The organism is Marinospirillum perlucidum (assembly GCF_003336805.1).
Lineage (GTDB): Bacteria > Pseudomonadota > Gammaproteobacteria > Pseudomonadales > Halomonadaceae > Marinospirillum > Marinospirillum perlucidum.
In genome coordinates, this window is sequence record NZ_QFWJ01000003.1 from 202,354 (window position 1) to 216,315 (window position 13,962).

At 53.9% G+C, this 13,962-nt stretch carries 13 protein-coding genes; 1 reads left to right on the plus strand and 12 read right to left on the minus strand.

The window, feature by feature from the left end:
- Positions 1–26: 26 nt before the first annotated feature.
- Together DFK18_RS05790 and DFK18_RS05795 are read right to left on the minus strand one after the other, a co-directional pair.
- Positions 27–1,289 carry an inorganic phosphate transporter gene (locus DFK18_RS05790; RefSeq protein WP_114417293.1) on the minus strand — a complete coding sequence of 421 codons (1,263 nt, stop codon included), beginning with the start codon at positions 1,287–1,289 and terminating at the stop codon, positions 27–29.
- A 30-nt stretch (positions 1,290–1,319) separates the two neighbouring features.
- Complete coding sequence (locus DFK18_RS05795) at positions 1,320–2,000, minus strand: TIGR00153 family protein (protein ID WP_114417294.1); 681 nt, start codon at positions 1,998–2,000, stop codon at positions 1,320–1,322.
- Positions 2,001–2,127: 127 nt separating this feature from the next.
- Between DFK18_RS05795 and DFK18_RS05800 the strand changes: the two genes are divergently transcribed.
- Positions 2,128–3,531: a CYTH domain-containing protein gene (locus DFK18_RS05800; protein WP_114417295.1), complete on the plus strand. Its 1,404-nt coding sequence runs from the start codon at positions 2,128–2,130 to the stop codon at positions 3,529–3,531.
- On the opposite strand, the gene rnhB is transcribed toward DFK18_RS05800, so the two are convergent.
- From rnhB to DFK18_RS05850, 10 genes are all read right to left on the minus strand, one after another.
- Complete coding sequence (rnhB, locus tag DFK18_RS05805) at positions 3,518–4,141, minus strand: ribonuclease HII (RefSeq protein ID WP_114417296.1); 624 nt, start codon at positions 4,139–4,141, stop codon at positions 3,518–3,520. The genes DFK18_RS05800 and rnhB overlap by 14 nt on opposite strands.
- On the minus strand, positions 4,134–5,273 hold the full coding sequence (lpxB, locus tag DFK18_RS05810) for a lipid-A-disaccharide synthase (protein ID WP_114417297.1): 1,140 nt from the start codon (positions 5,271–5,273) through the stop codon (positions 4,134–4,136). Before lpxB ends, rnhB begins: the two co-directional genes overlap by 8 nt.
- Complete coding sequence (lpxA, locus tag DFK18_RS05815) at positions 5,270–6,037, minus strand: acyl-ACP--UDP-N-acetylglucosamine O-acyltransferase (protein WP_114417546.1); 768 nt, start codon at positions 6,035–6,037, stop codon at positions 5,270–5,272. The genes lpxB and lpxA overlap by 4 nt, the downstream gene beginning before the upstream one ends.
- A gap of 2 nt (positions 6,038–6,039) precedes the next feature.
- A complete protein-coding gene (gene fabZ, locus DFK18_RS05820; protein WP_114417298.1) occupies positions 6,040–6,480 on the minus strand; it encodes a 3-hydroxyacyl-ACP dehydratase FabZ in 441 nt (146 codons plus the stop codon).
- Positions 6,481–6,568: 88 nt separating this feature from the next.
- Entirely contained in the window at positions 6,569–7,606 is a 1,038-nt protein-coding gene (lpxD, locus tag DFK18_RS05825) for a UDP-3-O-(3-hydroxymyristoyl)glucosamine N-acyltransferase (protein WP_114417299.1), read from the minus strand.
- An 8-nt stretch (positions 7,607–7,614) separates the two neighbouring features.
- Positions 7,615–8,142: an OmpH/Skp family outer membrane protein gene (locus DFK18_RS05830; RefSeq protein ID WP_162299704.1), complete on the minus strand. Its 528-nt coding sequence runs from the start codon at positions 8,140–8,142 to the stop codon at positions 7,615–7,617.
- Between the two features lie 14 nt (positions 8,143–8,156).
- Complete coding sequence (gene bamA, locus DFK18_RS05835) at positions 8,157–10,514, minus strand: outer membrane protein assembly factor BamA (RefSeq protein ID WP_342769743.1); 2,358 nt, start codon at positions 10,512–10,514, stop codon at positions 8,157–8,159.
- 88 nt (positions 10,515–10,602) lie between these two features.
- Positions 10,603–11,958, minus strand: coding sequence for a sigma E protease regulator RseP (gene rseP, locus DFK18_RS05840; protein ID WP_114417302.1), 1,356 nt, complete (start codon positions 11,956–11,958; stop codon positions 10,603–10,605).
- A gap of 15 nt (positions 11,959–11,973) precedes the next feature.
- Entirely contained in the window at positions 11,974–13,158 is a 1,185-nt protein-coding gene (gene ispC, locus DFK18_RS05845) for a 1-deoxy-D-xylulose-5-phosphate reductoisomerase (protein ID WP_218563907.1), read from the minus strand.
- Positions 13,155–13,961 carry a phosphatidate cytidylyltransferase gene (locus DFK18_RS05850; RefSeq protein WP_114417303.1) on the minus strand — a complete coding sequence of 269 codons (807 nt, stop codon included), beginning with the start codon at positions 13,959–13,961 and terminating at the stop codon, positions 13,155–13,157. The genes ispC and DFK18_RS05850 overlap by 4 nt, the downstream gene beginning before the upstream one ends.
- Position 13,962: the final 1 nt, after the last annotated feature.

The following is a 13,962-nucleotide window of genomic DNA, read 5'->3' on the forward strand; positions in this document are numbered from 1 at the left end:
CTTAATCATTAGGCAAAGCAGTCAGTTTAACCAAAGCTGGCCTTGAGAATAAAGAAAATGATGATGGAGAGGATCGCCCCTGCAGGTAGAGTCACCAGCCAGGATGCAAAAATGCTACCCACCACCCTCAGATTCAGCGCAGCCAGGCCACGTGCCAAGCCAACCCCCAGGACACCACCCACCAGTGTATGGGTCGTGGAAATGGGCATGCCGATGCCCGAAGCCAGAACCACAGTGGTAGCTGTTGCCAGGGTGGCGGCAAAACCGCGACTGGGAGTGAGTTCAGTGATATGGCTGCCCACGGTTGCGATAACCTTGTGACCATACATGACCAGACCGGCTACGATACCGCCGGCACCGATCAGCAGCACCCAGCTGGGCGTGGCTACCTTGGAAGTCACTTCACCGGCTGCATTGATGACGCCCAGAATGGCGGCCAGAGGACCGATGGCATTGGCAACATCGTTAGAGCCGTGAGCAAAGGCCATGGCGCAAGCAGTGAAAATCATCAGCAGGGCAAAAACCTTTTCTACATTGGCGATCTGCAGTTTGCCGGGGGTCTGCTCACGCTTGATACTTTTTTCCAGCCAGAAGCCCAAGAGCGCCAAGGCCAGGCCGGAGAGGACAGCATAACCAATGGACTCAAGGGTGGTGATTTCCAGACCCAGGTGCTTAAGCCCCTTGGTAAAGGTAACCAGGGCAACAATAAAGCCGACCAGGAAAATATAAACAGGTACATAACGCTTGGCGGCAGCAAAAGGGTCTGCCGCATCAAAAATCAATTTTTGCACACTGCGAAAGAGCAGGAAGCCCAGTGTACCCGAGAGCAGTGGCGAGGTGACCCAGCTCATGGCGATCTTGCCGACACCATCCCAATGCACTGAATCCATGGAAATACCCACCGCAGCAAAACCCACGATGGCGCCGACAATGGAATGGGTGGTGGATACCGGCCAGCCAAAGTAGCTGGCAATCAAGAGCCAGGTGCCTGCAGCCAAAAGGGCTGCCAGCATGCCATAAACCAGTAGTTCCGGATTACCGACAAAAACCTCGGCGTCGACTATGCCTTTGCGGATGGTGGAGGTGACTTCACCCCCGGCCAGCCAGGCCCCGGCAAATTCGAAAATAATGGCGATGATGATGGCTTGCTTGATGGTGATGGCTTTGGAGCCAACAGATGTGCCCATGGCATTGGCGACATCGTTGGCACCGATGCCCCAGGCCATGAAGAAGCCAAACAAACAGGCCATTAGAATAAAAGTGTTACCGTGTTCGAGGATAATAGACATAAACAGGCGGTTCCGTTTTTAATACTGTAATTAGCGAGCCATAAGAATCTGCAGGCGACCGCCTACACGCTGTGCCCGGTCGGAGAGTTCACCGATCCACTCAATGATGCGGTAGAGAAACATCACATCCACAGGAGGCAGGTCTTTTTCCAGTTCGAAAAGCTGGCCACGGATTTCAATTTCCAATTGGTCCGCTTCGTGTTCCAGAGAATCCAGTTTTTCGATCATACGGGTTAAAAGATCAGTGACCTGACGCCCAAAACCGGATTCAAGTAGTTCGTCAATTTCATTGATGGTTTGCTGGGCCTGCTCTACGGCATCAATCCCACTGCGGATGAAAGCCTGCATGGGCTCCGCAATTGGCTGGGGAATTTGCATCTTGCGCCCGAGCATCAAACCGGAGATATCCTTGGCCCGATTAGCGATCTTGTCCTGAAGACTGACGAGTTCCAGAAGATCGCTTCTGGAAACGGGCATAAACAGACTGTTGGGTAGACTAAGGCGGATTTCCCTTTTGAGGTCATCGGCCTGGTGCTCGAGATTATTGATGGTATCGCGAATCTCACTGGCCTTATCCCAGTCCCCTTCCAGCGTTGCACTGATGAAATGCTGAAGCTGTTCACTGGCAGCATAGGTTTTGCCAATATGTTCTTGCAGGGGGCCAAAGGGAGAGCGACCAAAGAGTCTGGAAAGCGGATTGCTTGAGGGCATACTGATCACCTTGTGGGGTGGGTACAGGTCGATATAATGACTAGCCGGTTTTGGCTGGGCGCATTATAAAAGCACGTCCGACATCTTGTCACAAATTTTTAACAAAAAAGTCGCTTTGGAGAAACCTATGGCCGAGGAAATCGAACTGAAACTCTTGATGCAGCCCCAGGATTTGCCTCGGCTGGATGCATTAATGCAGCAGTTGGAGGTTACCGGACCTCAAGTCAATCGCCTAGAAAACACCTATTATGATACGCCCGAGCTGCATCTCAACCAGGCCAAGGCTGCTCTTCGCTTACGCCATACGGGCAAGGGCTGGGTGCAAACCTTGAAAACCAGCGGCCAGTCAAGAGGGGCGTTAAGCCAGAGAGGGGAGTGGGAAGCCAATATCGACCAACCACGCTTGCACCCAGAGTTGCTGCCTGAGGGTATTCTTCAAGCTGACTGGCTGGATAAGCTGCAGCCTATTTTTACCACTCACTTTACCCGTAAGACCTGGTTGCAGGAAAAAACCAGCGGCCAAGGATTAACCTGCATCGAAGTTGCGGCTGATTCGGGAGAAGTCGCACTGCCTTCCGGTCAGAGTGACCGTATTAGTGAACTGGAGCTGGAACTGAAAAGCGGTAAACCTGAAGCGCTGTTTACTCTTGCTGAACGCCTGGCTGAATCCATCTGCCTGCATCCGGGTCTGGCCAGTAAAGCGGAACGGGGGCTAAGACTGCTGGATCCAGAGCGCCCAGCTTTCCGTCTTGCACAAGACAGTCTCCAGCAGGCCGATATGAAGGCTTTGAACCAGCTGGCAGAAAATCAACTGAATCGCTGGATTCAGGGACACGAAAACTGGACCTTCAATGCCAAGGAAGCGGAAATTCATGCAGCCCAGCGCGCTCTTCTGGCTCTGCAGGGATTATTGGTCATTATGCAGCGTCTTTGTCCTGAGGCACCTCTGCACCAGGCCAGAATAGACGTCAAAAAGCTTCTGGCTCTTTTGCAGCCATGGGTCAAGCAAAGTCATGCCGATCGGGTGCTCCAGCAGCTTTATCTGGAAGAGGCTCCCTCGGCAAATTGGCGGCAGCAGCAATTGGGCTACGCAACAAGACGCCAGGAGTACCGCAGCCTCTGGCAGCAACTCTGGGTTGGACAGGCCAGCTTGCAGCTGGTTTCCAGTCTCTATGCCTGCCATAGCTTCAGTGACAGTTTTCACAGCGAACAACCCCAGCGACTCTTGCAGGCTGCCTGTGCCCACCTGCGTTTACCGCGTCAGCCCATGGAAGCAGAAATCTGGCTACAGCGTTATCCGGCCGTCGTACGTCTGGAGTACCTGCTCAGAGTCTTGCCCACTGCTGCTGAGGCAGACAGACAGTTGGCCAGGGACCTGGTCAAGGGTATCGAGGATTTGCAGGGATATAGCTACTGGCTGGTGCAAAAAGAGCTGCCTAGCGAGGTGCAGCAGCAGCTGACGGATAAACGCAAAGAGCTGCTCTTCAATCTGGGACGCTGGGCTCAGGCGTTATGGACTAGCGACCAATAAGCTTCTGAACCGGCTTGAAGCTGCGCCGGTGCTCAGGCAAAGGACCCAGTTTTAGAAGTGCTTCCTGATGCACTGCTGTCGGGTAGCCCTTGTGGCGGTCAAAACCATAGTCTGGGTGCTGTTGATGCAATTCCAGCATCTGGGCATCGCGCTCCACCTTGGCCAGGATGGAGGCAGCCGAGATGGCAGGATGGCGGGCATCGCCCTGAATCACTGCTAGGGCAGGTTGTTGCAGCTGGGGTGGTAGCTGTTTGCCATCGACCAGCACAAATTCAGCTGCTGGCTGGAGTTGATCCAGTGCGCGCTGCATAGCCAAGAGGCTGGCCTGGAGAATATTCAGGTGATCAATTTCTACAGCTGTGGCTTCTGCAAGGGCCCAGGCCAGGCTCTGATGACGTATCTCTTCCGCCAGTCGTTGGCGCTTTTTATCACTCAGCTTTTTGGAATCCATCAGTCCTGCAATGGGGCGCTCAGGATCAAGAATAACGGCTGCAGCAACGACACTACCTACCAGCGGACCTCGACCGACTTCGTCAATACCTGCTAGCAGTTGGCCGGAGTAAGGAATTTCACTTGATTCCAGAGGAGGGAGGGGGGCTTGCTTACTCATGCTGACCGGTCATCAGTTTTTGAATGGCTTGGGCGGCAGTGTGGCTGGCATCAGCTTGTAGCTGCTGATGCAGTTCATAAAAAGCCTGACGCTGCAGCTCAGCCGCTTCGTTTGAACTCAGCAATTGGTCAAGATCAGTACTTAGCTGTTCTGGGCTTGCTGCCTCTTGTAAGCGCTCAGGCACCAGTTCTTTTTGAGCCAGCAAATTGGGTAAGCTGACCCAGGGAGTTTTGACCAGTTTTTGGCCCAGCCACCAGGTAAAAGGAGCCAGCTTGTAACTGACCACCATGGGCGTCTTACAGAAAAGAGCTTCTAAGGCAACGGTGCCGGAAGCCAGAAGCGCTGCATCAGCCGCCTGCAGGGCTTCATGGGCTTGGCCATCAAGTAGTTGAAGGTGCTCCAGAGGCTGCTCTTCAAGTAGAGCTTCCAGCTGTTGGCGGCGCGCTGGCGTGGCAGCCGGTAGCAGGAACTTCAGGTGTGGATGTTTTTGTTGAAGCAGGCGGGCACTTGCCAGAAAAACCGGGGCCAGGCGCTCCACCTCACTACCGCGGGAGCCGGGCAAAAGAGCAAGAACCTGGTCTGCATTGCTGATGCCCAGGCTTTTTTTAGCCGCTTGTTTATCCGGCTCCAGAGGCAGGCGGTCAGCAGTGGGGTGACCTACGAAAGTGACCGGCATCTGGTGCCGCTGGTAGAAATCAGCTTCAAAGGGCAGGAGAGTCAGCATGAGATCACAGCTTTTCTTGATCCCTTTTATACGCCCTTGGCGCCAGGCCCAAACCGAGGGGCTGACATAATGCACGGTTTTTAAGCCTTGCTGGCGCAGTTTCTTTTCCAGACCCAGATTGAAGTCGGGTGCATCGATACCGATCATTAGATCCGCTTGCCAATCCAGCGCATCCTGATACAGGTGTTTGCGAACTTTCACCAAGCGAGGCAGGTGCTTGATCACTTCCACCAGTCCCATGACTGACAGGGTTTCCAAAGGATAGAGGCTGGTTAATCCTTCAGCCTCCATTCTTTCTCCACCCAGGCCGCGAAATTCCGCATTCGGGTAGATGGCTCGCAAGGCGGGTATCAGGCTGGCTCCAAGTAGATCGCCAGATACCTCACCGGCTACCAGATAGATTTTCACCGGGTGATGCCGCGTTGCGAGTTCTTGATGGAATCGATAAAGACCTGGAGTTCAGGCAGAGCTTCCTGCGCTTCCAGTTCGGCAATAGCATCCTGAAGATTCAGGCCTTTACGGAAAACCGTTTTATAGGCATTGCGTAGCGCCTGCATGGCTTCCTTGGAAAAACCGCGGCGTTTCAGGCCTTCATAGTTGATGCCGTGGGATTCTGCCGGGTGACCACTGATCATGGTGTAAGCAGGCACGTCCTTGAGGATGATGGAGCCGCCACCACACATGGCATGGGAGCCGATACGACTGAACTGGTGTACTGCAGACAGCCCGCCGAGAATGACAAAATCGCCGAGGGTGACGTGACCAGCCAGAGTGGCCTGATTAGCCAGAATACAGTCGTTGCCAACAATGCAGTCATGGGCAACATGGGAATAAGCCATGAATAGATTACGGCTTCCCACCTGGGTTAATTGACTATCCTGGACTGTACCCCGGTGCAGGGTCACCCCTTCACGAATCACATTGTCATCGCCCATTTCCAGGCGGGTGGGTTCACCCTTGTATTTCTTGTCCTGGCAGGCTTCGCCGACACTGGCAAACTGAAAAATCTGGTTGCGTTTGCCCAGCTTGGTCGGGCCTTGAATGACGACATGAGGGCCAATTTTGGTGCCTTCGCCGATAACAACATCAGCCCCGATAATACTGTAGGGGCCTACCTCGACATCTTCAGCCAGTTGGGCACTGGGATCTATCAGCGCCGTTGGATGGATCAGGCTCAAACTTTTTTCTCCGCACAGGTGATTTCGGTTTCACAGACGGTTTCCCCATCAACATGGGAGCGACAGGCAAAAACCCAAATGCCGCGTTTTTCACGCAGAACCCTGGCTTCCAGAGTCAGGCGATCACCGGGAACCACCGGACGCTTGAAACGGGTTTTCTCACTACCTACAAAATAGTAGAGGTGACCATCTTTGGGTAGTTTGTTGACGGTTTTGAACCCCAGAACACCAGCAGCCTGAGCCATGGCCTCAATGATGAGAACGCCCGGGAAGATGGGATGCTCGGGAAAATGTCCCAGGAAGTAGGGTTCGTTAACAGTAATATTCTTGTAGGCAACGATCGACTCACCCAGTTTCATCTCGGTGACCCTGTCGACCAGCAGGAAAGGATAACGGTGGGGTAGGTATTCTTTGATTTCGTTTACATCCATGATCATGGACTTTCTGCCTCTGCAAAGACGCGCGGTGTTCAAACCCGTGAAATACGGCGCGTGTACTGGTTAAATGCCTGGTGTCAGGCTGTTTTCAGGAATCGGATGGATCCAGCTTGGCCAGCTGCTTTTCCAGACGTCTGATTTTCTGGTGAAGTTCGTCCAGCTGTCGAAAGCGGACAGCACTTTTGCGCCACTCATTGCTGGGCTGTAGCCCGGTACCTGATGAGTAGACGCCGCCTTTATTCAGGCTACCGGTAATCATGCTCATGCCCGTTGCCTGAACGCCATCAGCAACCTTGATGTGGCCAGCGATACCCGTCTGCCCGCCAAACATGCAGTTGGCTCCAATTTCAGTGGAGCCAGCGACACCGACCTGGGCGGTGATGGCTGTATGCTCGCCCACTTTGACGTTGTGAGCCAGATGAACCAAGTTATCGATTTTAACATCCCGGCTGATATGGGTGTTACCTAAAGCACCTCGGTCAATCGCGGCATTGGCACCAATTTCAACCTGGTCCTCGATAACGACACTGCCGAGCTGGGCGATCTTTTCCCAACCCTGGCGGGTTGGAGCAAAACCATAGCCATCGGAACCGATAACGCTACCTGAGTGGATAATACAATTTTTACCCACCTGAACTCGACGATAAAGCGTGACCCGAGGGTAAAGTTGTGTGTTTTCATTTATCCGGCAGTCTTTGCCCAGATAGCACTGGGCACCAATGATGACGCCGGCAGCTAGTTGGCACCCGGCCTCGATCACTGCGCCCGGACCAACATGCACGCTGGGATCCAACTGAGCAGAAGCGTCAATGACGGCTGTAGGGTGACGAAAACCTGCTTCAGGCTTGGGGTCATCAAACAGATGGCTAAGTCGAGCAAAACCCCGATAGGGGTCTTGCAGCAAAAGGGCATTGCCGGAAAAGCTATCGGCCTGTTCCGGCTTCAGCAGTACAGCTCCTGCCTGACTGGTCTGCAGATAGGCTGCAAATTTAGGATTGCTTAAAAAGCTGATCTGCTCACTGGTTGCGTTCTCCAGTGAACCCAGGCCACTAATGATCTGCTCGGGTTCTCCACGCAGTTCGGCATCCAGATAATCAGCCAGATAGGCCAGAGTAAAGGTTTCCATGGCCAGTCCTATTCCTGTGACGGGGCATCGGCATTGAGCTTTTCAGCCACGGCTGCAGTCAAGTTGAACTCGGGTTTGACAAAGTGAACGGCCTGGCTATTGATAAGAATATCAATATTGTGCTCTTCCAGGAGTTCATTGATGGCTGCTTCCAGTTGAGGCCGGTTGTCATTGATAACCTGCTGCTGCATCTGTTGTTGGCGCTGTTGTAATTGAGCGCGTCTGGCCTGGAATTCCTGCATTTTGCCTTGCATCTGCTGAGCTAATTGGTTGCGCTCAGTTTCACCCATGATGTCGCCATCGCGTTGCAGACGCTGTTGCAGGCTGCGCGCTTCTTCAGCCAATTGGCGGATGCTCGCCTCTTCGTTACTGAGCTGTTCTTCGATTTCAGAGAAGGCCTGACTGATGCGGTCGGTTTGCATCATGGCCTGTTGCAAGTCCAGAACAGCAATGCGCTGACTTTCTTCGGCCTGGCTGCTCAGGCTAAAAAAAAGGCCGATGAGTAGCGTCAGGATCAGTGAAGGTTGTTTAAGCACGTCGAGTCTCCTGGTTAAAAGGTTTGTCCAATGGAAAACTGGAAGAATTCGGTGTCATCCCCATCCTTGGCATTCAGGGGTTCTGCCATACTGAACGCCAGAGGGCCTATGGCTGTCAACCAGGTCAGGCTGATTCCGGCCGAGAATCTCAGTTCATTTTCATCAAAACCCGTGTTGCAACCACTGGTGTAGCAACGGGTGGTAAAGACGTTACCGCCATCCACAAACAGACTGGTTTGCATAGAGCGTCGGTCTTCAATAAAGAACAAGGGGAAAATCAGTTCAGCTGAACCTTCGGTCAAGAGGTTACCACCAAAAGCGTTGCCGCTGGAATTTTCAGGGCCCAGACGACTGCTTCGGTAACCTCGAACGGAGTTCAGGCCCCCTGCATAATAGTGCTCGTAAAAGGGTAGCCGGTCAAAATCACTGCCCAGACCATCACCATAGCCCAGCTCTGTACGGAACTTCAGCGACCACTCATCAGCCAGGGGGAAATAGATTTGCCCCCGGTATTCGGCCTTGTAAAATTCGTAATCAGAGCCGGGTGCTGCCAGTTCCAGAGATAAGCGCTGATAGCTGCCATCGGTAGGGAGTACCCCACGATTGAGTTTGTTCTGTATCCAGCGACCGGTTAGCTTGTAATTTAAAAACTCCAAGCCGTAGAGATTATCAAAAGTTTCCACTTCATCAATGAGGTAATCACCGTTGCTGTCGCGACTGGATTTGATGTCGGTATTATCCAGCCCCAGGGATAAACTCAGACGGCTATCGCTACTGATGGGGTAGCCATAGCTGACATTACCGCCGTAGGCATCGGAAGCAAAATTGGAGACCCCCAGGGCATCATAATCAGTTTCGCGGTAAAAGAAATTGAAGCCGCGGGAGACGCCATCAATGGTGTAATAGGGGTTCTGGTAGGAGAAGCTGTAGTTGGTGCGGTAATCACTGCGATTGGCGCTTAAGCTCACCGTATTACCCGTACCCAGAAAGTTGCTCTGCGAGACAGATGCACCGAAGACCACACCGCTGGACTGGGAGTAACCCACGTTGGCCGATATCGAGCCGGAGGGTTGTTCTTCTACTGTATAGGTGACATCGATGAGATCCTCGCTACCAGCTACCGGAGAAGTCTCGACGCTGACCTGGCTGAAAAAGCCGAGTCTTTCCATTCGTGCCTTGGAGGCCTGAATGAGATCAGTGTTGGCTGACGCTCCTTCAAGCTGGAGAAGTTCACGGCGCAGGACTTCATCCTGAGTGGCCGTATTACCGCGAAAGTTGACGCGGCGAACATACATGCGGTTGCCTGGTTCGACCAGGAAAGTCAGTTTGACCTCGCGGGTCTCTTCATTGATTTCCGGACGGCCGCTGACTTCGGCGAAGGTATAGCCTTCACTACCCAGGCGTCTGCGCATGGCTTCACTGGTGCCAGTCATGGCACTGCGCGAGAAGATATCTCCGGCCTGGAGCTGCTGCAGCAGTTGCATTTCGGCAGCAGGAATAATCAGGTCACCCGCCAGCTCTACATCACTGACACGGTACTGTTCGCCTTCATGCAGGTTGATGGTGATGTAGATATCCTGCTTGTCAGGGCTGATGGAAACCTGGGTGGATTCGATATTGAACCTCAGATAACCGCGATCCAGATACCAGGATCTCAGGCGTTCCAGATCGCCACCCAATTTTTCGCGGGAGTACTGGTCGGCTGAAGAAAAGAGGGTCCAGGCCTGGTCTTCCTGAAGTTCGAAATTGTTGATCAAAGTGGCCTTGTCAAAAGCCTGGTTACCCACCAGATTGATGCGGCGAAGCGTAGCGACACTGCCCTCAGAGATATCCAGGCTGACTTTGACCTGGTTGCGGGGTAATTCCTCGACCTGGCTTTCGATTCGCGCTGTATAGCGGCCCTGGGCGTGGTACATCCGCTGTAATTCCAGTTTGATCTGGTCCAGGGTCGAGCGCTGGAATATCTGTCCTTCCTGGAGTCCGGCCTGGCTCAAGCCACCCATCAAGTCTTCAGTGGTTACCTTCTTATTCCCATCGATAGCCAGTTCATGCAGGGTCGGCCTTTCCTGAAGATCAAAAATAAGTACGCCCTGATCAGCATACACGCTCAAGTCATCAAAGAGGCCGCTGGCGTACAGCTCCTTGGCGGCCGTCGTGATTTCGCTGCTGCTCACCCTGTCACCGGTTTGCAGGGGGAGGGCACTGAAAACACTGCCTGGTGACACCCTTTGCAGGCCCTGAAGACGAATATCTTCAATCAGCAGCATTTCTTCCCGGGCAAAAAGAGAACAACTTAATGTCAGTAAAACGAGGGCAAGCAAACCTCTAACGGCTAGGCTGGAAGCGCCGGGATTGGAATTGAAAAGTTTCACGCTGCTAGTGATCCGTTATCAAGTGACTGGAAACCGGTAATAACTCAAGGGCGCAACCTTAGCGGATATGCCCCTGAGGGAACAAGTACTAAAGGCGAAGCAGATCAAAGTAAAAGGCCATGAGCATCAGGCTGCCCAAGAGCAAAATACCGAGCCTGGCAGCCTTTTCCTGAATATTTTCCGATACTGGCTTGCCGGTGATGGCTTCAATCGCATAGTAAAGCAAGTGTCCGCCATCAAGAATAGGGATGGGCAAGAGGTTGAGTACCCCCAGACTAATGCTGACATAGGCCAGGAAGGTAATAAAACTATCCCAGCCGGACTTGGCGGAATCACTGGCTACCCGGGCGATGGTAATCGGACCGGACAGATTGGTCGGGCTGATCAGGCCAGCCAGCATCTTGCCAATGGAATGAACGGTCAGCCAGCTCATTTCGGCTGTTTTCTCTGTGGCCTTCCAGATGGATTCCAGAGGGCCGAAACGCTGTTCCCTCAAGAGTTCGGCTGGCCACTCAGGCATTTGTACGCCCGCACCGATAAAACCAACTTCACGGCCATCATCCAGTTGCCGAGTTGCCGGGGTCACCCGGGTGGTTAACTCCTGCCCCTGTCTTTGCACAGTCAGGGTTAGTTGAATGCCAGGGTTAGCTTGTAAGCGATCAACCAGGGATTGCCAGCTATCGATGGGTTCGCCATTGACGGCCAGAATTCGATCATCCGGTTTGAGTCCGGCCGCTTGTGCAGGACTGGCGTCCTGAATGCTGCCCAAAAGGGGTTCGATTTGCGGCCGCCAGGGCTGGATACCCAGACTTTGCAGGGGGTTGGGTTCATCCTGCCCAGCCAGAAAATTTGTGACCTGCACTTGCAGGTCACGAGTCACACTGGTGTCTTCACCGCGGACCTGCAGGCCGATCTGGGTGGTTTCGCCCATGTGGCTGAGAAAGCCCATGCCTACTTCCTGCCAGCTGGGAGTCTCCCGACGATCGACACTGATCACTTCATCACCGGCCTGAAGACCCGCTTCGGCAGCTGGAGACTGATCGGCTACCTGACCGACAATAGGAGCGGGAACACTGGTACCCAGGACAAACAAAAGCCAGTAGGCAGCGATGGCGAGAATAAAGTTGGCCAGAGGGCCGGCTGCCACGATCGCAAAACGCTGACCGACGGGTTTGCGGTTAAAGGCCTGGGGCAGCAGTTCTTCGGGAACCTCTGCTTCGCGTTCATCCAGCATCTTGACGTAGCCACCCAAGGGCAGAAGTGCAAGCACATACTCGGTGCCCTGGCGGTCATACCAGCGAAACAGTGGCTTGCCAAAGCCGACAGAAAAGCGCAGCACCTTGACCCCGCAGCGGCGGGCGACCCAGAAGTGCCCGAACTCGTGAAAGGTGATGAGGACACCTAGGGTAATAATCAGTGCAAAAACGCTATGCAAAAAATCCATGGTCAGGCCCGGAAATTAGTTGGTGATAAAGTCTTTCAAGGTCTGTTGAGCCAAGTCTCTGGCGCGACCATCTTCTGACAAGAGAATTTCCAGATCGTTTGCTGGACGAGGTTCACTGGCCTGAAGAACCCGGTCGATAACTTCCGGAATCTGGGTGAATCCCAGTTGGCCTTGCAAGAAACTGTCCACAGCCACTTCATTGGCGGCATTCAGCTGGGCTGGATAGCAGCCGCCAGCTTTGAAGGCTTGGCGGGCCAAATCCAAACAGGGGAAGGCGTCATCATCAGCCGCTTCAAAGGTCAGCGCACCTGATGCAATCAAGTCCAGGGGGGCAACACCGGCATCAATACGTTCCGGCCAGGCCAGTGCATGCGCCAGGGGAGTACGCATATCCGGGTTACCCATCTGGGCCAGTACCGAGCCGTCTTTATAACTGACCAGTGAGTGAATAATACTCTGGGGATGGACCACCACCTGGATGGCCTCCGGCTGAAGGGAAAAAAGCCAGCAGGCTTCGATCAGTTCCAGTCCCTTGTTCATCAGGGTGGCTGAATCCACCGAGATTTTTTGGCCCATGGACCAGTTGGGGTGAGCTACGGCCTGGGCAGGGGTTACCGTCTTGAGCTGCTCTTTTTTCCAGCCGCGGAAGGGGCCGCCGGATGCGGTTAGCAAGAGTTTTTCAATGCCCTGGTCGGCCAAGGGCTTGTCAGCAAATTGTTGGGGCAGGCATTGGAAAATAGCGTTGTGTTCGGAATCTACCGGCAGAAGAGTAGCCTGGTGTTCCTGCACGGCATCCATAAACAGGGCACCGGACATTACCAGGGCTTCCTTGTTGGCCAACAGGATACGTTTGCCAGCCTTGACGGCAGCCAGGGTGGGCAGCAAGCCTGCAGCACCGACAATGGCAGCAACCACGACCTGGGTGTCGGTGTGTTGTGAAACCCAGACGAGCCCTTCTTCGCCTTCCGCAACTTGTGTGGTCAAACCCGAGGATTTAAGCCTCTGTTGAAAGCTAGCGGCGGCCTCCTTGGGAACAACAGCATATTCGGGCTGAAAGTGCTGGCAAATTTGCAGAAGTTCATCCAGACGCCGGTAACCGGAAACAGCAAAAAGGCGATAGAGGTCCGGGTTGCGGGCCAGCACATCCAGGGTGGATTCGCCAATGGAACCGGTTCCGCCCAGCAGGGTAACAGCGATCACAGCAGGCTTCCTCCCCAGGAGAGCAGAAGCAGTGCAAAGAGAGGTGCCGCAGAAGTCAGGCTGTCAATACGATCCATAATTCCGCCGTGCCCTGGTAAAAGCTGGCTGGAATCCTTCATACCCGCTTCCCGTTTGACCAGGCTTTCGGTCAGATCACCCAGAACCGAAACAGCAGTAATAATCAGCGTGATGGTTAGTAAAAGCAGCAGGTCGGTAACGGCCAGTTGCAGATACAGGCCGGTTACCAGGCTCAAGAGGGCTGTTCCCACTAATCCACCGGCAACCCCTTCCCAGGATTTACCAGGGCTTACTGCCGGAGCCAGCTTGTGCTTGCCCAGAGCGCGACCGGCAAAATAGGCAAAAATGTCAGCCACCCAGGCAATCAGCAAGAGATAGAGTAGCCAGAAGGTGCCTTCTTCACGTAGCAGTACCAGGCCCGCCCAGGCTGGCAAGAGAATAAACAGGCCCATAAAGGCGCGTCGGGAAGGACAGCGCCACCAGCCCACTGTTTTCGGGTAGGAGATCACCAAAATCAAGGCGAGCACCCAGAAAATCGCTGACGCCCAGAGGGCTTGTGTCAGCAGATGGGGCTGGCCCCAGGCACTCCAGAGGGCCAGGGCAATGGCCAAAGGATAGAGGAGCTGGCCAAGCTGGGGCAGCTGTGACAGGCGTGCCCATTCCCAGGCGCCCAGACAGATGACAGCGCCGATAAAAATGGCAAAAGCCGTTCCTTCAAGAGCAAAAAGTCCGGCAAGGGCAGCAGGAACCAGAAAGAGGGCGGTTATTATTCTTTGTTTGAGCATG

Excerpts from the sequence above, each read along its gene's own strand:
- DFK18_RS05790 (WP_114417293.1), bottom strand. The coding sequence starts at position 1,289 with ATGTCTATTATCCTCGAACACGGTAACACTTTTATTCTAATGGCCTGT.
- DFK18_RS05795 (WP_114417294.1), bottom strand. The coding sequence starts at position 2,000 with ATGCCCTCAAGCAATCCGCTTTCCAGACTCTTTGGTCGCTCTCCCTTT.
- DFK18_RS05800 (WP_114417295.1), top strand. The coding sequence starts at position 2,128 with ATGGCCGAGGAAATCGAACTGAAACTCTTGATGCAGCCCCAGGATTTG.
- rnhB (WP_114417296.1), bottom strand. The coding sequence starts at position 4,141 with ATGAGTAAGCAAGCCCCCCTCCCTCCTCTGGAATCAAGTGAAATTCCT.
- fabZ (WP_114417298.1), bottom strand. The coding sequence starts at position 6,480 with ATGATCATGGATGTAAACGAAATCAAAGAATACCTACCCCACCGTTAT.
- lpxD (WP_114417299.1), bottom strand. The coding sequence starts at position 7,606 with ATGGAAACCTTTACTCTGGCCTATCTGGCTGATTATCTGGATGCCGAA.
- rseP (WP_114417302.1), bottom strand. The coding sequence starts at position 11,958 with ATGGATTTTTTGCATAGCGTTTTTGCACTGATTATTACCCTAGGTGTC.
- DFK18_RS05850 (WP_114417303.1), bottom strand. The coding sequence starts at position 13,961 with ATGCTCAAACAAAGAATAATAACCGCCCTCTTTCTGGTTCCTGCTGCC.